General features: G+C 71.6%; 15 protein-coding genes. 10 read left to right on the top strand and 5 right to left on the bottom strand.

The features are described 5' to 3' along the window. Nucleotides 1–75 precede the first annotated feature (75 nt). On the top strand, nt 76–798 hold the full coding sequence (locus tag ACFV1J_RS10075; RefSeq protein WP_385856815.1) for an exonuclease domain-containing protein: 723 nt from the start codon (nt 76–78) through the stop codon (nt 796–798). 166 nt (nt 799–964) lie between these two features. Here ACFV1J_RS10075 and ACFV1J_RS10070 read toward each other — a convergent pair whose 3' ends face one another. Continuing rightward, nucleotides 965–1,855: an aminoglycoside phosphotransferase family protein gene (locus tag ACFV1J_RS10070; protein ID WP_385856814.1), complete on the bottom strand. Its 891-nt coding sequence runs from the start codon at nt 1,853–1,855 to the stop codon at nt 965–967. 175 nt (nt 1,856–2,030) lie between these two features. Here ACFV1J_RS10070 and ACFV1J_RS10065 point away from each other — a divergent pair, with 175 nt between their 5' ends. The 8 genes from ACFV1J_RS10065 (at nt 2,031) to ACFV1J_RS10030 (ending at nt 10,608) form a co-directional block, all read left to right on the top strand. Next, nucleotides 2,031–2,975 carry a carbohydrate ABC transporter permease gene (locus tag ACFV1J_RS10065; RefSeq protein WP_385856955.1) on the top strand — a complete coding sequence of 315 codons (945 nt, stop codon included), beginning with the start codon at nt 2,031–2,033 and terminating at the stop codon, nt 2,973–2,975. Next, nucleotides 2,972–3,811 carry a carbohydrate ABC transporter permease gene (locus ACFV1J_RS10060; protein WP_385856813.1) on the top strand — a complete coding sequence of 280 codons (840 nt, stop codon included), beginning with the start codon at nt 2,972–2,974 and terminating at the stop codon, nt 3,809–3,811. The genes ACFV1J_RS10065 and ACFV1J_RS10060 overlap by 4 nt, the downstream gene beginning before the upstream one ends. Beyond that, complete coding sequence (locus tag ACFV1J_RS10055; RefSeq protein WP_385856811.1) at nt 3,811–5,139, top strand: extracellular solute-binding protein; 1,329 nt, start codon at nt 3,811–3,813, stop codon at nt 5,137–5,139. Before ACFV1J_RS10060 ends, ACFV1J_RS10055 begins: the two co-directional genes overlap by 1 nt. 383 nt (nt 5,140–5,522) lie before the next feature. Then, nucleotides 5,523–6,731, top strand: coding sequence for a S8 family peptidase (locus ACFV1J_RS10050; protein WP_385856810.1), 1,209 nt, complete (start codon nt 5,523–5,525; stop codon nt 6,729–6,731). A 324-nt stretch (nt 6,732–7,055) separates the two neighbouring features. After that, a complete protein-coding gene (locus tag ACFV1J_RS10045; protein ID WP_385856954.1) occupies nt 7,056–7,607 on the top strand; it encodes a TetR/AcrR family transcriptional regulator in 552 nt (183 codons plus the stop codon). Nucleotides 7,608–7,861: 254 nt separating this feature from the next. Next, nucleotides 7,862–9,283, top strand: a complete 1,422-nt coding sequence (locus ACFV1J_RS10040; RefSeq protein ID WP_385856809.1) for an MFS transporter — start codon at nt 7,862–7,864, stop codon at nt 9,281–9,283. 118 nt (nt 9,284–9,401) lie between these two features. Continuing rightward, complete coding sequence (locus ACFV1J_RS10035) at nt 9,402–9,542, top strand: hypothetical protein (RefSeq protein ID WP_158744977.1); 141 nt, start codon at nt 9,402–9,404, stop codon at nt 9,540–9,542. Then, nucleotides 9,508–10,608 (top strand): glycosyltransferase family 2 protein, encoded by a 1,101-nt coding sequence (locus ACFV1J_RS10030; protein WP_385856808.1) that lies wholly within the window; start codon nt 9,508–9,510, stop codon nt 10,606–10,608. Before ACFV1J_RS10035 ends, ACFV1J_RS10030 begins: the two co-directional genes overlap by 35 nt. A gap of 313 nt (nt 10,609–10,921) precedes the next feature. On the opposite strand, the gene ACFV1J_RS10025 is transcribed toward ACFV1J_RS10030, so the two are convergent. Next, nucleotides 10,922–11,953, bottom strand: a complete 1,032-nt coding sequence (locus ACFV1J_RS10025) for a LacI family DNA-binding transcriptional regulator (protein ID WP_385856807.1) — start codon at nt 11,951–11,953, stop codon at nt 10,922–10,924. Between the two features lie 1,011 nt (nt 11,954–12,964). On the opposite strand from ACFV1J_RS10025, the gene ACFV1J_RS10020 reads away from it, so the two are divergent. Continuing rightward, nucleotides 12,965–14,647 carry an alpha-amylase family glycosyl hydrolase gene (locus tag ACFV1J_RS10020; protein WP_385856806.1) on the top strand — a complete coding sequence of 561 codons (1,683 nt, stop codon included), beginning with the start codon at nt 12,965–12,967 and terminating at the stop codon, nt 14,645–14,647. A gap of 25 nt (nt 14,648–14,672) precedes the next feature. On the opposite strand, the gene ACFV1J_RS10015 is transcribed toward ACFV1J_RS10020, so the two are convergent. The 3 genes from ACFV1J_RS10015 to ACFV1J_RS10005 are packed head-to-tail and all read right to left on the bottom strand — an operon-like array spanning nt 14,673 to nt 17,188. Next, nucleotides 14,673–15,443 (bottom strand): sirohydrochlorin chelatase, encoded by a 771-nt coding sequence (locus ACFV1J_RS10015; RefSeq protein WP_385856804.1) that lies wholly within the window; start codon nt 15,441–15,443, stop codon nt 14,673–14,675. Between the two features lie 4 nt (nt 15,444–15,447). Then, nucleotides 15,448–16,398 carry an ABC transporter permease gene (locus ACFV1J_RS10010; RefSeq protein ID WP_385856803.1) on the bottom strand — a complete coding sequence of 317 codons (951 nt, stop codon included), beginning with the start codon at nt 16,396–16,398 and terminating at the stop codon, nt 15,448–15,450. Beyond that, the gene (locus ACFV1J_RS10005) at nt 16,385–17,188 is read right to left on the bottom strand and encodes an ABC transporter ATP-binding protein (protein ID WP_385856802.1); all 804 of its coding nucleotides are present in this window, start codon (nt 17,186–17,188) and stop codon (nt 16,385–16,387) included. Before ACFV1J_RS10005 ends, ACFV1J_RS10010 begins: the two co-directional genes overlap by 14 nt. Nucleotides 17,189–17,217 lie beyond the last annotated feature (29 nt).

Below are 17,217 nucleotides of genomic sequence, written 5' to 3'. Positions count from 1 at the left end.
GGGCGAGCGTGGCGAGCTCGGCACCGTAAGGGACGCGCCGGGCGCGCGCCGGACCGGGCGAAGCGAGGTACCGGCATGAGCTGGCATCAGGAGCTGTTGGTCGGCTTCGACCTGGAGACCACGGGCACGGACGTCGAGCAGGACCGCATCGTCACCGCCGCCCTGATCCGGCTGGAGGGGGACGGCCGGGCGGCCGGGAAGCAGACCTGGCTGCTCGACCCGGGAGTGCCGATACCCGACGAAGCGGCGGCGATCCACGGCATTTCGACCGCATATGTCCAGGCGCACGGCCGCCCGCCCGCGACCGCGATAGAGGAAATCACCGAGGCGCTGGCCGAGGCCCTGCGCGCGGACATCCCCCTCGTGGTGATGAACGCCCGCTACGACCTCTCCCTCCTGGACCGCGAGTGCCGGCGCCATGGCGTACGGACCCTGACCGGGCGGCTCGGGCGCGCGCCCGCACCGGTCATCGACCCGCTGGTGCTCGACAAGCACGTGGACCGCTACCGCAAGGGACGCCGCGCGTTGCAGGCGCTCTGCGGTCACTACGGCGTCCGGCTGGAGGGGGCACACGAGGCGGGCGCCGATGCCGCGGCCGCGGCGGGGGTCGCCCGGCGCATCGGCGAGCGGTATCCGGCGGTCGCCCTTCCGTCGCCACGCGCGCTGCACGCCCTCCAGGAGCAGGCGGCCGCCGAGCAGGCCGCGTCCTTCCAGGAGTACTTGCGGCGCACCGGCGACCCGGAGGCGATGGTCGAGCCGGCCTGGCCGCTGATCCCGTATCAGGCGGCGAGGGTCTGATCCGGCGGCCGTCGGTACGGGGCAGGGGTCGGCCGACCGCTGTGCCGTCGGTCCGGGGCAGGGACCGGCCGACCACCGTGACGCCGGCCCGGGGCTGGGGCCGGCCCGACCGTCACGACGCCGGGCACGGCAGGCGCAGGGGCCGGCCGGTCGCCGCGACGTCGGGTCAGAAGGGGTACCACCGCACGGTCGCGTCCTTCTCACGAAGGGAGGCGATCCGGCGCTGGAACTCCTTCAGGGCCGCCGGATTTCCCGGCGCGTGCTGGGACACCCAGGCGCAGCTCGCGGTCTCCCGCGAACCGCGCAGCACGGCGCAGCCCTCCCAGTCGCGCACGTCCCAGCCGTAGACGGACACGAAGGTGTCGTAGGCGTCCGCGGCCAGGCCGTAGCGGTCCCGGCTCAGCGCCATCACGACCAGGTCGTGCTCCCGCAGGTCGACGGAGAAGGTCTCCAGGTCGACGAGCACCGGCCCGTCGGGCCCGACATGGACGTTGCGGGGCAGCGCATCACCGTGGATCGGCCCGCGCGGCAGATGCGGCTCCAGCGCCGTGGCGGCGGCCGCGAACGCATCCCGGCGACCGCGCAGATACTCCGCGTCCGGCGCCGAGACGGCGTCACCCGCCAGCCGCAGCCAACGCTCCACCCCGCCGAGCAGTTCGCGGCGGGGGAGTGCGAAGGGCGGCTCCGGCAGTGCGTGGACGAGCTTGAGCAGCGCGGCGAGATCCTCCGGACCGGCCGGTCGGACGGCCTCCGGCAGCCGCTGCCAGTACGTCACGGGATGCCCGTCGACGAGCGTGGCCACCGGCTCCGCGGCCCGGACGGCCGGCACGCCCTCGGCCGCCAGCCACTGCGCCACGGCCAGTTCCCGCTCGGCGCGCTCCAGCAGATCGGCGCTGCGGCCCACGCGTACGACCGGACCGCGCTCGCCGAGGGCGAAGACGGCGTTCTCACCGAGCGCGAGCAGCCGGGCGTCGGCCGCCGCCTCCGGTCGGCCGGCCGCGGCGAGGACGTCCCGGGCGCGCGCCTCCGTGAAGGCGGCCGGGCTCGGTTCGGTCATGGTGCTGCCTCCTGCGAAACGTGCCGGCCCCCAGTGTCGCAGGTGACCCCGGTGCCCCGGTTGCGGAGATCCTTCGCCAAATCCGGCCGGGACCTTGACGGCGGCAGCCACCCTCACGACGATGACGGCGGCCGAGTGGGGAGCGGCCACCGGGGGCGGGGACGGGGGGACCACGATGGCAGCAGCGCCGACCGCGGTGACGCGGCGGTCCACCACGCCGGGCCCCGGCCGCCCCGGCCGGCCGCGGCGCGACCACGGCGTCTGGTTCCTCGTGCTGCCCGCGCTGCTCCCGATCCTGGTGCTGAGCGTCGGACCGCTGCTGTACGGCATCGGGCTGTCGTTCACCGACGCCCAGTCCGGCCGGACCCGGGCCACCGGGTTCGTCGGACTGCTGAACTTCTCCGACCTCCTCCACGACTCCCTGTTCTGGGAATCCTTCCGGATCGGTCTGATCTGGGCGTTCGGCGTCACCGTCCCGCAGTTCCTGCTTGCCCTCGGCCTGTCCCTGCTGCTGAACCTCGACCTCCGGCTGCGCTGGCTGGCCCGGGCGCTGGCGATCATTCCGTGGGCGATGCCCGAGGTCGTCGTCGGCATCATGTGGCGGCTGGTCTACCACCCGGACGCCGGTGTGCTGAACGAGACCCTGCGCGGCCTCGGCCTGTCCGGAGCCGAGGGGCGGGACTGGCTCAGCGGCCTGGCCACCGCGCTGCCCGCGGTCCTGGTCGTCGGGGTCTGGGCCGGGATGCCGCAGACCACCGTCACGCTGCTGGCCGGTCTGCAGAACGTGCCGCGTGAACTGCACGAGGCCGCCGCCCTCGACGGCGCGGGCGCCTGGCGCCGGTTCCGCACCGTCACCTGGCCCGCCCTCCGACCGGTCGCCCTCGCCGTCACCGCCCTGAACTTCATTTGGAACTTCAACTCCTTCGCCCTGGTCTTCGTGCTGACCGACGGCGGTCCCGGCGGCCGTACGAGACTGCCGATGCTCTTCGCGTACGAAGAGGCGTTCCGCTACGGCCAGTTCGGGTACGCCGCCGCGATGGGCCTGGCGATGGTCGCGGTGATCTCCGTCCTGCTGGCCCTCTATCTGGCCGGCCGGCTGAAGGGGGACGACGACCGATGACCGCCTTCCGCCGCACCGCCACCCGCACCGGTCAGTACGCCGCGCTCCTCGGCTATCTCGCCTTCCTCGCCTTCCCCTTCCTCTGGCTGGTCTCCACCGCCTTCAAACCGCCCCGTGAGCTGGCCGCCGCCCACCCCACCTGGATCCCCGAGGCGCCCACGCTGGAGAACTTCCGGCAGTCCTTCGCCCAGCAGCCGCTCCTGTCCGCCGTCGGCAACAGCCTGCTGGCCGCGGCGGTTTCCGCTCTGCTCGCCGTCGTCCTGGCGACCCCGATGGCGTACGTTCTCGCCCGTTACCGCACCCGCCTCGCCCGGGCGGCCACCGGCTGGGTCATCGTCAGCCAGGCGTTCCCCCTGGTGCTGGTGATCATCCCGCTGTTCCTGATCCTCAAGGGGCTCCATCTGGTCGACTCCCGGATCGGGCTGATCCTCGTCTATGTGGTCTGGTCGCTGCCGTTCGCGCTGTGGATGCTCACGGGTTACGTCCGGGCCGTCCCCCGCGAACTGGAGGAGGCGGCGGCCGTGGACGGCGCCGGCCGGCTGCGTACGCTGCTGTCCGTCACCGGGCCCCTGCTCGCCCCGGGCATCGTCGCCACCGCACTGTTCGCCTTCATCACCGCCTGGAACGAGTTCTTCTTCGCACTGGTCCTGCTCAAGTCGCCCGAAAAACAGACCCTCCCGGTGGTGCTGACCCACTTCCTCGGGGCGGAGGGCGTCGCCGACCTCGGGCCGCTGGCCGCCGCCGCCCTGCTCGCCACCCTCCCCGGTCTGCTGCTCTTCGCCGTCATCCAGCGCCGGATCACCGGTGGCATGCTCGCCGGGGCGGTGAAGAGCTGATGCCCGCCGCCCGTGCGCCGAGGCCCCCCGCCCGATGGAGCCGCCGGGGACTGCTGACGGCCGCCGTCGCGCTGCCCGCCGCGGCCCTGCTCCCGGGCTGCTCCGCCGACCGCCCGCGGCGCCGGTCCGGTGGCCGGACCACCCTGCGCTTCCAGTCGCTGGCCTGGCAGCAGGACTCCGTCAAGGCCAACAAGCAGCTGGTCGCCGAGTGGAACAGCCGGCATCCCGCCGTCCAGGTGCAGTACGTCCAGGGCGCCTGGCCGACCGTCCACGACCAGCTGCTGACCTCCTTCGAGGGCGGCGAGGCGCCGGACATCATCCATGACGCCTCCGACGACCTCGCGGACTTCGCCTACGGTGGCGAGCTGGCTGACCTCACCTCCCTCCTGCCGGCCCGCCTCAAGGCGGACATCCCGGACCGCAGCTGGGAGACCGCCACCTTCGGCGGCCGTATCCACGGCGTCCCGTTCCTCCAGGAACCACGGGTCCTGGTGGCCAACCGCGCGAAGCTGCACCGCTCCGGCGTCCGCGTCCCCACCCCGGAAGAGCCCTGGAGCTGGGAGGAGTTCGCGGAGGTGGCCCGGCGACTGACCCGCGGCACCGACCACGGCGTGGCCTGGCCGCTCAAGGAACCGGTCTCGGCCACCCTCAACCTCTCGCTGTCCACCGGCGGTCGGGTCTTCCACCGCCGCCCGGACGGCACGGTGGAGGTCCGCTTCGACGCCGTCGACCAGGTGGTGCCGCGGATCGTCCACGACCAGGTGAACGTCGACCGCAGCGCCGCCCGTACGACGCTGGGCATGGGCGGGTCCGACACCCTCCCCGGCTTCTTCGCCGGGCGCTACGCGATGGTGCCGCTGGGCTTCTCGTACCGTCAGCAGATCGCCCAGCAGGCGCCCAAGGGCTTCGACTGGACGGTCCTGCCGGCGCCCAAGGGGGCGACGCAGGACCAGGGCGTCAGCCCGCAGACCCTGTCGATAGCCGCGGACTGCCCGTACAAGGAGGAGGCCATGGCGTTCATCGACTTCTTCCTTCAGCCGCCCAACATGGTCCGACTGGCCCTGGGGGACTGGATGTTGCCGACGGGCCAGGAGGCACTACGCCACCCCGCACTCCGGGTACCGCGGTACGACTGGGCGACCGGCACCGCGCTCGCCGGAACCCTCCGCTCCGCCCCGGCCCAGTCCGTCCGCGGCTATCCGGAGTGGAAGGACAAGATCGCCACCCCGGGCCTGCAGGAGTACTACAGCGGCGCGATCGACCTCGCCACCCTCCGCAAGCGGCTGATCAGGGACGGCAATCTGGTGCTGGCGCGGTACCAGCGCTGAGCACACCCGGGGATCAGGGCAGGCTCCGCGCGAGCCGGTGCGGTCCTTGGCGGACGCCCTTGAAGTCGCCGTAGAGCATGCGCAGTTGCCGCAGAAAAGACGAACGAGAACGGCACCCGGCAGGCGGCGTCTCATTTCCCTCCATTACACGAAAGTAAACGGAGTTGAGTCGCCTTGCTTCAAGTCGGCGGCTTGCTTTGCCCAATTCTGGGCGCTTTTGCATTTTTAGAGGGTTGTTGCCTATCTCACACGACGGGGTCTCCCTTGAATTGAACCCATCAATCAGACAGGGTTTCGAGTCAGCCCGACGCAGATTTTCCTGTGTCCAGGGGCTGTTGGCGCAACGCTTTCCCCCCACACCACGAACGAGGAGAACCCTCGCAATGGCTCACAAGCGTTCCAGCAAGAAGCGGCTCGTTACGGCGATAGCCGCAGCGGTGGCCGCGACTGGCATCGCCACCGTTACCGCGGTGACCGCGGGCGCCTCGCCCGCCCCCGCCGAAGGCAAGATCTACGGCGCCGAGGCCAAGGGCGCCGTGAACGGCAGCTACATCGTCATGCTGAAGAAGTCGATCCGTACGGCCGAGAGCGGCGACCTCGCCGCCAAGTACGGCGGAAAGGTGAAGCGCACCTTCTCCTCCGCCATCGACGGCTTCTCGGCCAATGACCTGAGCGCCGATGAGGCCAAGCGCCTCGCCGCCGACCCGGCCGTCGACAAGGTCGTCCAGAACAAGAAGTTCCACATCGACGGCACCCAAACCAACCCGCCGTCGTGGGGCCTGGACCGCATCGACCAGGCGGACACCAAGGGCGACAAGAAGTACAACTACCCCGACAGCGCTGGTGAGGGCGTCACCGCGTACGTCATCGACACCGGCGTCCACATCAGCCACAAGGACTTCGGCGGCCGCGCGTCGTACGGCTTCAACGCCATCGACGGCAGCGACAAGGCCGAGGACGACAACGGCCACGGCACCCACGTCTCCGGCACCATTGCCGGCGAGGCGCACGGCGTCGCCAAGAAGGCCAAGATCGTGGCCGTCAAGGTCCTGGACGGCCAGGGCTCCGGCACCACCGAGCAGGTCGTCGCCGGCATCGACTGGGTCACCAAGAACCACAAGGGCCCCTCGGTCGCCAACATGTCCCTGGGCGGCGGCGCGGACGAGGCGCTCGACGCGGCCGTGAAGAAGGCCATCGACTCCGGTGTCACCTTCGGTGTCGCGGCGGGCAACGAGTCCAGCGACGCGGGCCAGAGCTCCCCGGCGCGCGTCAAGGAGGCCATCACGGTGGCCTCCAGCACCGACAAGGACGAGCAGTCCGACTTCTCCAACTTCGGCAAGGTGGTGGACCTCTACGCCCCCGGCTCCGACATCACGTCGGACTGGAACAGCGGCGACGACGCCACCAAGACCATCTCGGGTACGTCGATGGCGACCCCGCACGTGGTCGGTGCCGCGGCGGTCTACCTGGCGGGCCACAAGGACGCCAAGCCGGCCGACGTCGAGAAGGCGCTGACCGGCGGCGCCACCGCCGACAAGATCAGCAACCCGGGCCAGGGCACGCCCAACAAGCTGCTCAAGGTCGTCGAGTAGGACCTCGGCTTCCCGTTCTCCACGCCGGCCGTCGCGCTCGCCCCCACGGGGCGCGGCGGCCGGCGTCGTCGTGCGCGGACACGCGAGCTTGAGTAGACACTGTCTACCACCTCCTGGTAGACAGTGTCTATGCCTGTGCCTGCCTCTACGAACTCCGCGAACGCTGCTGCGAACTCCCGGAATGCTGCTGCGCACTCCGCGAACGCCCCTGCGCGCTCCAGAAACACGTCTGCGCACTCCGCGAACGCCTCTGCGCGCTCCAGAAACACGTCTGCGCACTCCCCGGACGAGGAAGCCGCGCAGGACGCGGGGCTGCGTGCCCGGCTGGTCGAGGTCGGTGCCGAGCTGCTGGCCAGAGAAGGCGTGCAAGCGCTGTCACTGCGCGAAATCGCCCGCCAGGCAGGGGTTTCGCACGGTGCACCGCGCCGTTACTTCCCGACGCACCTCGATCTGCTCTCCGCGATCGCCCGCCGGGGCTTCGCCGACCTGGCAGCCCGGACCGCCGAGGTGCTCGACGGCAACGAGGCGTCCCCCCGGGCCCGGCTCACCTCGCTCGCCCGGACCTATCTCGACTTCGCCCTGGCCGAACGCGGCATGTACGAGCTGATGTTCCGTCACGACCTGTTGGAGAGCAACCGGCTCGGCCTACGGGACACCAGCCTCCCGCTCTTCCAGGTACTCGTCGACCTGATCGCCCAGATACGGCCGTCCGCGGATACGCCGCCCTCGGTGATCGCGGGTGCCCTGTGGGGAAACCTGCACGGCGTCGCCCAATTGTGGGGATGGGGCAGCCTCCCGCTCGCCACCGGCTCCGACGACCTCGAACCGCTGCTGCGCGCCACCCTGGACGCACACCTCGGCCCGGAGTCCCGATGACCGGCCTCCCGCGCTCCTCAAGGGCGCGCGGCAATGCTGACGGATCCTCAAGTAGCCGTGGAAGCCGCGACGCTGCCCGCTGTCCCTCAGGAGGCCGCGGGGGTGACGTACGCGCCTCGGGAGGCCGCGGAGGCAGCCGTGCCGGGGGCCCCGGACACCATCCGCCCGCAGAATCACGCCGCAATCGCCGGCCCCGCTACCTCTCCTCCGCCCGCCACCGCCGTCTGATCCTCACCGGAAGCATCACCGGAGCCGTGATCGTCGCGCTCGACGGCACCGTATTGACCATCGCCCAGCCCGCCCTCCAACGGGATCTGCACGCCTCCTTCGTACAGGTCCAATGGACCAGCACCGGCTACCTCATCGCCGTGGCGAGCCTGCTCGTCCTCGCCGGCCGGCTCGGTGACCGCTACGGCCACCAACGGATCTTCGCCCTCGGCATCCTGGGCTTCGGTGCCGCCTCCGCGGGCATCGGACTGGCGCCCGGCATCGGCTGGGTGATCGCACTGCGCCTCGCGCAAGGCGTCTTCGGCGCGCTGCTGCAACCGGCCACCCTGGGCATGCTGCGCGCCACGTACCCACCGGACCAGCTCGCCATGCCCCTGGCGCTCCGTACCAGCGCCATCGGCCTCGCGGCCGCGGCCGGCCCGGTCCTCGGCGGCGCACTCTCCGCCCACTTCGGCTGGCGCGCCGTCTTCTTCCTCAACGTCCCGCCCGCCCTGCTCGTCGGAGTCCTGGCCCTCGCCGCCCGCCTGCCGACCCCGCCCCACCCTCACGACCCCACCGAAGCCGGCGCACAACCCCCCACGCCCACCTCACCCCCGCCCGCACGCTCCCCCCTTGACCTCCCCGGAGCCGCCCTCCTCTCCCTCACCTTGCTGTGCCTGGTCCACACCCTCGTCGCCCTCCCGGAATCCGGCTGGACCGTGGTCACCCTGCTCACCATCGGCGTGGGGACGGCCGCCTGCGCCGCCTTCGTCCGTCACGAACGCCGCACCGCGAGCCCCCTCATCCCGCCGACCGTCCTCACCTCACGAGCCGTGGTCTCGGCTCTCTCCGTCCTGCTGTGCGCTTCCGCCGGCCTGTTCGGCGCACTCTTCGTCGGCTCGTACTTCCTGCAGGACGTCCTCGGGCTCGACCCGCTGCAGAGCGGTCTGCGGGTGCTGCCCCTGGCCGTCATGATGGTGCTGAGCGCGCCCGCCTCGGCCGTAGTCCAGCGCCGCCACGGCTCCCGCCGGACCTCCTTCACGGCCATGACCCTCCTGGCCGCCGGCATCCTCGTGCTCTCCCAACTCACGTCTGCCTCCGGCCCCTTGGCGATCGGCGGAGGTTTCGCGCTCCTCGGTGCGGGATTCGGCACGGTGATGGTCACGGCAACGGCGGTCATCGTGCGCCAGGTGTCCGTCGATCACGCGGGAGTGGCCGGCGGACTCCAGCAGACCGCGATGAACATCGGCCCGACGCTGGGGGTCGCCCTCGCGACCATGCTGACCACCCTCACCTCCGCGATGAGCGCCACGCTCCTCGTCCTCGCAGTCATCGCCGCCACCGGCGCCCTCGCAACCTACGGCTTCCCCAACCGCCACGTCCCCAACGTCCCTAACGCCCACAACGGCGCGCAAGGAACTGAGAAGGAAACCAAGGAGGTCGGTAAGTGCGGCCCCGGGTCCTCATGATTCTCGCCGTCACGTAACAGCGTCATCTGGTGGACAACCCGCCTCAGCGGAAAGCAAGTTATCCACAGGAGGATGCCTCCGGAACCAATATCCGCTCCCTCCGACTACCGTCGGTGACATGCACGGAGGACTGCCGTTCATCGGCATCAGCACCATCGTCTACGGCGTCATCGGTCTGACCGGCGTCGTGATCACCGCGATCCGCACCAAGGGGGGAGCCCGTCATGCGCACCATCACCGCCATCGTTCCTGCTCATAACGAGGAGGAGGGCCTGCCGGCCACACTGGAATCACTCGCCCGGCAAACGGTCCCGCCCGACCGCGTCCTGGTCGTGGACGACGCCTCCACGGACCGTACGGGCGAGGTAGCGGCCTCACACGGCGTCACGGTCTTACGTCCGCCCCGCAACCTCGGCAGCAAGGCCAAGGCCCAGAACTACGCCCTTCCGCACTGCACCACGGACCTCGTCCTGGCCGTCGACGCGGACACCGTCCTCGCCCCGGACTACCTCGAAACCGTTCTGCCCGTCTTCGACGACCCCACCGTCTCGGTCGCGGCCGGCACGGTCCGCACCCGCCACACCCGCACGCTCTGGGAACGGGGGCGGTCCACGGAATACCTCTTCGGGTTCCACTGGCACCGCCCCATCCAGGCCCGCGCCAACAGCCCCATGGTCTGCTCGGGTTGCTGCTCGGTCTTCCGCCGCGACGACCTGATGTCCTTCGGCGGCTTCCCCGAACGCACCATCGTCGAGGACATGGATTACACCTGGTCCCAGCAGATCGCCGGCAGACGCGCGGTCTACGTCTCCGACGCCGTCGCCCTCGCCGCCGACCCGGAAGACCTCACCTACCTCCGCAAACAGGTCTGGCGCTGGATGGCCGGCTTCTGCCAGAACGTCCGCCTCCACCTGGGCAGCCTGATCCGCCACAAACCCCTGCTGGCCCTATGGGTGTTCCTCGCGCTCCTGGAGATCGTCACCGCGCCCTTCTGGTGGGCGACCCCTTTCCTGACCGCCGCGACCACCGGCCAACCGCTCGCCGTCACCTTCGCCTGGTGGGTCGGAGCCGAACTCCTCCTGACCGCCCCACCCCTGATCTACGCCGCCCATCGTCGCCAACTCCCGCTCGGCGGCGTCCTCTTGAACCTCCCCTGCGTCTACGCCACCAAGACCGTCAACCTCCTCTACGCCTGGAAGGCCCTCATGGTCGAACTGATCCTGGTCCCACTCCACCTGTCCCGCGGCCTCACCGTGTACGAAAAGGGCCGCGCCGACACCCCAGCAGGGCACACGGTGCGAACGGCACCTGCTGGGGCGGGGTAGGGAGGCGGCGGGCGAACGCGCCCGAGATCTGTCCCGGTGGCCGCGTCCCGACGGCCCGCGCCACGGCGGCCGCGTCTTGACGGCCTGCATCGCGACGGTCGCGTCCCGACGACCTGAGCCACGACGACCTGCGCCACAACGATCGCGTCCCGACGATCGCGTCCTGACGACCTGCGTCCCGACGACCTGCGCTACGACGGCCGGGTCCCGACGGCTGCGTCCCCACGACCAGCGCCACGACGCCCGGGTCCCGACCGCCACGGTCTGCGTCCCGACGGTGCGTCGTCCCGACCCGCTACGCGCCTCTCGCCGGCTACGGGCCCGTCGGCGGTGGTGCCGTGGTGCGGCGGGGGACGAGTTGGGTGGGGAGGATGATGTGGCGTTGGGGGTCGCCGTCGGTGTCGTCGATCACCGAGCGGGTGAGGCGGACGGCGGTGCGGCCCAGTTCGGCGGCGGGTTGGGCGAGGGTGGTCAGGCCCATGAGGGCGGACATGACGTGGTCGTCGAAGCCCATGACGGAAACCCGGCCGGGGACCGGGATGTTGGCCTCGCGGAGGGCGGCCAGGAGGCGGAAGGCCAGGTCGTCGGTTTCGGCGAAGAGTGCGGTCGGCGGGGCCTGGAGACTCAGCAGCCGGCCCACCGCGGCGGCCATACCGTTGCCCTTCCAGTCGGGCACGCTCATGACGAGATCGTCCTCGTGCTCGATCCCCGCCTCGGTGAGGGCACGCAGATGGCCGGCGAGCCGGTTCTTGCTGCTCCAGGTGAAGCCCGTCGCGTCGGTGGTCTGGAGGTACGCGATCCGCCGATGCCCGAGGTTGAGCAGATGGCGGGTGCCGCGCAGGGCGGCCTCCTCGTCGTCCACGTAGACGCTGGGCCGGTCGGGGGCGTGCTGGCTGACGAAGACGAGCGGCATGCCGAGGTCGTCGAGGCGGGCGCGTTCGGCGGGGGAGAGCGCGAAACTCACCACGAGCAGGGCGTCGGCGTTGCGGCGGGCGGGCAACCGGTCGAAGAAATCGGCGCGTTCCTGGACGTCGGTCACGCTGTAGACCAGCAGCTCGAGGCTGGCGTCGCGCAGGGCCGGGGCCATACCGGACAGGGTGGCGCTGAGGAACCACGACTCCAGGTGGGGCATCAGGACGGCCACCCGGCCGGTGCGGCCGGTGACGAGGCTGGAGGCGCTGCGGGTGATGGCGAAGGAGAGCTCGCGGGCGGCCGCCTCCACCCGGGCCCGGGTGGTCTCCGACACGGTCGGCAGGCCGCGCAGGGTGCGCGAGACGGTCGACACCGACACCCCCGCCCGATGGGCCACATCGGCCATCGTGGCCTCGCTGCGAGCTGAGGACATGCCGGGACGCTAGCACAGACGGGCGATGACAGCGTTGGCAGGAGATCCCTTGAGGAATATCTGGTTCGTCGGCCGTTGACCTGACAGTGAGCCCGCTTCTAGCCTGCAAGCGCTGTCATGAAGTACCCAGGCAGCCAAGACGTGAGGAGCGCTCATGGCCTTGAGCCGCAGAAGCCTGCTCGCCGGCGGCCTCGCCGTGGGAGCCGGGTTCACCGGCGGTTGCGCGGGCAAGCCCTTGGGCGCTGCTGACCCGGGCCGCGCACGTCCCGCGTTCCACGGCCGCCCTCACCTGGGCCGCGCACGTCCCGCGTTCCCCGGCCGCCCTCACCTGGTGGGTGACCGAAGTTCCCTACCGGCACGGCCCGGTGGTGTCCGACCTGATCATCCGCGCCCGCCGGCGCGGCCATCCACCTCTCCGCGTCCGGGAAACGGACGCCCTCCGTGCGCCGGACGGCAACCGTGCCGCCGTCACCACCCAGTTCGGGGGGCTTCATCGATCCCCGACGCCCGTCTCGGCGACACGACCTGGCCGGCCCAGTTCGGCACCAACGCGCTCGCCCTGCCGTTGCGGAGCCTGCTGCCCAAGGACTTCTGGGACGGGTACCCCGAGGTGCTGCGGCGGGCGAGTGAGTACCGAGGAGCCATCTACCCGCCGCCGTTCTTCACCGACAGCGCCATCCCTAGCGCCTTCCCTGGCGCCACACCTAGTGCCATCCCTAGCGCCATCCGTAGCGACTTCCCTAGCGTCTTCCTACGGGACGCTGTTCGCGGGGGCCGTGGTGGCCGCCGTTGTCCATCGGCGTCCTGGTCGTGATCTTCCGCCGCTCGATCGTCTCGGGCATGACCTCAGGGCGGTCAAGGGATGACCTCCCCACAGGGACGCCACCCCTTCCCACCCCTCGACTCATCTGGTGACCCACCCGTCGACCCCTCCGATGACCCACCGTCGACTCATCCGGTGACCCGCCCGTCCACCCATCCGGTGACCCACCCGTACCGAAAGGCAGCCACGTGACCGCACAGCACCTCGGCCCGGACCCCGGAACGGCCGGCCGTAGCAGCCGCGACTGGTGGCGGCAGGCCGTCGTCTACCAGGTGTACCCGCGCAGCTTCGCCGACTCCGACGGCGACGGGATCGGCGACCTCCCCGGCGTGACCTCCCGGCTCGGCCACCTCGCCGACCTGGGCGTGGACGCCGTCTGGCTGAGCCCCTTCTACCCCTCCGAACTGGCCGACGGCGGCTATGACGTCGCCGACTACCGCGACGTCGACCCACGGCTGGGCACCCTCGACGACTTCGACCGGATGGTCACCGAGGCCCACCGCCTGGGGCTCAAGGTGATGGTCGACATCGTGCCCAACCACTCCTCCGACCAGCACATCTGGTTCCAGGAGGCGCTGCGGGCCGGCCCGGGGTCCGCCGCGCGGGAGCGCTATGTCTTCCGCGAGGGCAAGGGCGCACACGGCGCGGAGCCGCCCACCGACTGGGTCTCCTGCTTCGGCGGCCCCGCCTGGACCCGGCTGCCGGACGGCTGGTGGTACCTCCACCTCTTCGCCCCGCAGCAGCCCGACTTCAACTGGGACAACCCCGAGGTCCGCGCGGAGTTCCGGAAGACCCTGCGCTTCTGGTCCGACCGCGGCGTGGACGGCTTCCGGGTCGACGTGGCGCACGGCCTCGCCAAGGACCTGGCCGCGCCGCTCCGCGACATCGGCACCGTCGAGAGCTACCAGCCGGACGACCTGCCCGAGGACGGCAGTCACCCCTTCTGGGACCGCGACGAGGTGCATGAGATCTTCCGCGACTGGCGGAAGGTCTTCAACGAGTACGACCCGCCGCGGATCGCGGTCGCCGAGGCCTGGGTGCGCAACTCCCGGCGCACCGCCTACGCCACCCCGCAGGAGCTCGGCCAGGCCTTCAACTTCGACTTCCTCAGGGCGTCGCTGCACGCCGGGGAGCTGCGGTCGTCCATCGACACCGCGCTCGCCGACGCCCGGGCGGCCGGTGCGACCGCGACCTGGGTGCTCTCCAACCACGACGTGATCCGGCACGCCTCCCGGCACGGCCTGCCCGACGGCTGCGACGAGGAGGCCTGGCTGCTCTCCGACGGCCAACTCCCCGTAGTGGAACGGGAGTACGGCCTGCGCCGGGCACTCGCCGCGACCCTGCTGATGCTGGCGCTGCCCGGTTCCGCCTACGTCTACCAGGGCGAGGAACTCGGCCTGCCCGAGGTCGCCGACCTCCCCCGCGAGGCCCTCCAGGACCCGGTGTGGACCCGCAGCCGCGGCCGGTCGAAGGGCCGCGACGGCTGCCGGGTGCCGCTGCCCTGGCAGCGCGAGGGAAGCTCGTACGGCTTCGGCAGCGGCGTCTCCTGGCTGCCGCAGCCGGCGGGTTGGGGCGAGCTGTCCGTGGAGGCCCAGCAGGGCGATCCGGCCGCGCCCCTGGAGCTGTACCGCGCCGCGCTGCGCATCCGCCGCGGACTGCTCGCCGACGAGGTGCTGGAGTGGATCGGCGGCCCCGAAGCGGTGGCCGACGGGCTGCTGCACTTCCGCCGCACCGGCGGCTGGGAGTGCCTGACCAACCTGTCGGACACCGCCCGCCCGCTGCCCGACGGTGAACTGCTGCTGTCCTCCGCACCGCTGAGCGGCGACCAACTGCCGCCGTGGACGACGGCCTGGGTGCGTACGGAGGGCTGAGCCCCGGTGCCGTGGCCCGTGGCCCTCAGGCGGTCAGGGACGACAGATCGCCGCGGGCCCGGGCCATCAGCGACTGGTCGTAGCGCCGCAGCAGCAGCCGGGCCAGCTCGGGGGCGTCGCCGAGGACCGGCGCGAGGATGTCGGCCCGGGCCTCCCGGGCGCCGGCCACGATCCGGTCCGGGAGGAAGCCGGGGGCGATGACGTAGGGGGCGACGGCCACCCGCGCCACGCCCTCGGCCCGCAGGGCCCGTACGGCATCGGCCGTACGGGGCAGAGATGCGGAGGCGAACGCAGGTCGCACGGCACACCAACCAGTGGTGCGCCGCCACTCCCGCGCGATTTCAGCGATCACTGCGATCGCCTCCGGGTCTGAGGAGCCCGCCGAGGCCAGTACGACCCCGGTCGAGCGGCGGTCGCCGGGCCGCAGCCCGGCCTCCGTCAGTCGCCGCTCCAGCGCGGCGGTCAGGAGGGGCGACGGGCCGAGCACCTCGGCCTGACGGATCGTCAGCAGAGGCAGTCGGGCCGTCGCCTCGCGCAGCACCGCCGGGATGTCGGACTTCGCATGGAACGCCCGGGTCAGCAGCAACGGCAGCGCCACCACCTCCCGTACCCCCTCGGCCGCCAGCCGCTCCAACACCCGGTGGACCCGGGGCGCGTTGAAGTCCAGGTGGCCGACCTCGACGCGCAGCCCCGGCCGCAGCGACCGGAGGCGCGCGCAGAGCGCGGCGACGGTCGCCGCGTGCCGTGGGTCGCGGCTGCCGTGGGCGATGACGAGGAGAGTGGGACGTGCGCTCATGGGATCAGTTCTTCACCAGGAGACCGCGGCTGCGCAGCACCCGCCGCTCGATCGGCGCGAAGATCAGCAGCTCGATGCCGATGCCGACGACGAGGATGAGGAAGATCGCGGCGAGCACCCAGGACATGTCCTGCAACTCCCGGCCCTGCTCCAGCAACTGGCCCAGACCGGTGCCCAGGTCGGGCGCGTTGACGATCAGCTCGGCCGCCATCAGCGAACGCCAGGAGAACGCCCAGCCCTGCTTCAGGCCCGCCAAGTAGCCCGGCAGCGCGGCCGGCAGCAGTACGTGCCGCACCCCGGCCAGGCCCGTCGCGCCGATGGTGCGGCCCGCGCGCAGGTAGAGCGGCGAGATCTGGTCGACGCCGGACACCAGGCCGTTGGCGATGGAGGGGACGGCGCCGAGCAGCACCACCGCGTAGATCGTGGCGTCGCTCAGCCCGAACCAGATGATCGCGGCCGGCACCCAGGCCACCGACGGCAGCGACTGCAGACCGCTCAGGATCGGCCCGATCGCGGCCCGAACGGCCTTGACCCGGGCCACGATCAGCCCGAGCACCGTACCGATCGCCACCGAGGCCACGAAGCCCAGGGCACCGCGCGAGACGCTGGTCCACACGAAGCCGAGCAGCGTGCCCTCCAGCCACTTCTGCTGCAGCGAGCGGCCGACGTCGACGGGACTGGGCAGCAGATAGTGCGGCTTGAGCTGGAGGTGGTAGGCGAGCTGCCACAGCGCCAGCACGATGACGATCGCGACGACCGGCGGGAGGGCCTTCGACGCGGCGGTCCGCAGCCACGGCTGCCGGTGCACGACGCTGGATTCCAGGGCGTCGAGCCCGGCCTCCAGACCGGCGAGGTCCGCGGCGTCACCGCCCTTGGCGGCGGTGCTGCCGGAGGCGGCCGGGTCGTCGCCGGCCCGGGTGTTCGTGGACCCGGCCCGGGTCTCAGTGCTGGCCATGGCGGCGGATCTCCCCACGCAGCTGTTCGGTGATCTCGATGGACAGGTCGGCGACCGCGGCGTCCTCGATGCGCCGCGGCTGCGGGATGTCCACCTGCCACTCGCGGGCGACCCGGCCCGGCCGGGAGGACAACAGGACCACCCGCTCGGCCAGCCGCACCGCCTCGCGGACGTTGTGCGTGACGAACAGGACCGACAGCTGCGTCTCCTGCCAGATGCGGGTCAGCTCGTCGTGCAGCACGTCCCGGGTGATCGCGTCCAGCGCCGCGAACGGCTCGTCCATCAGCAGCAGTTGACTGTCCTGGGCGAGCGCCCGGGCCATCGCCACCCGCTGGCGCATGCCGCCGGACAGCTCGTGCACCCGCTTGCCGTAGGCGCCCTTGAGACGGACGAGTTCGAGCAGCCGCTCGGCCTCGTCACGGCGCTCGGCCCGCGGCACCCCGCGCAGCCGCAGCGCAAGTTCGATGTTGCGGCCGGCGGTCAGCCACGGGAACAGCGCATGCTCCTGGAACATCAGGGCCGGTCGGCCGCCCGGCGTCTCGATGCTGCCGGCGGACGGCGCGTCCAGGCCGGCCACGAGGTTGAGCAGGGTGGACTTGCCGCAGCCGGACGCCCCCAGGAGGCAGACGAACTCGCCGGGTGCCACCTCGATGTTGATGTCGTCCAGCACGTGCTGCTGCGAGCCCGGGCGGCCGAACGACTTGGAAACGTGATCGATGCGAGCCGCGTACGGCACGGTGGTGCCCGTGTCCGCCGTGGCGGGCTGCTTGGTGAGCGTGGTGGTCGTCATCGGTGTCACCTCCTGGGGGAGTGCGGTGC

The organism is Streptomyces sp. NPDC059649, from assembly GCF_042734445.1.
Taxonomy (GTDB): domain Bacteria; phylum Actinomycetota; class Actinomycetes; order Streptomycetales; family Streptomycetaceae; genus Streptomyces.
This window is presented reverse-complemented; position numbering and strand designations above follow the sequence as displayed.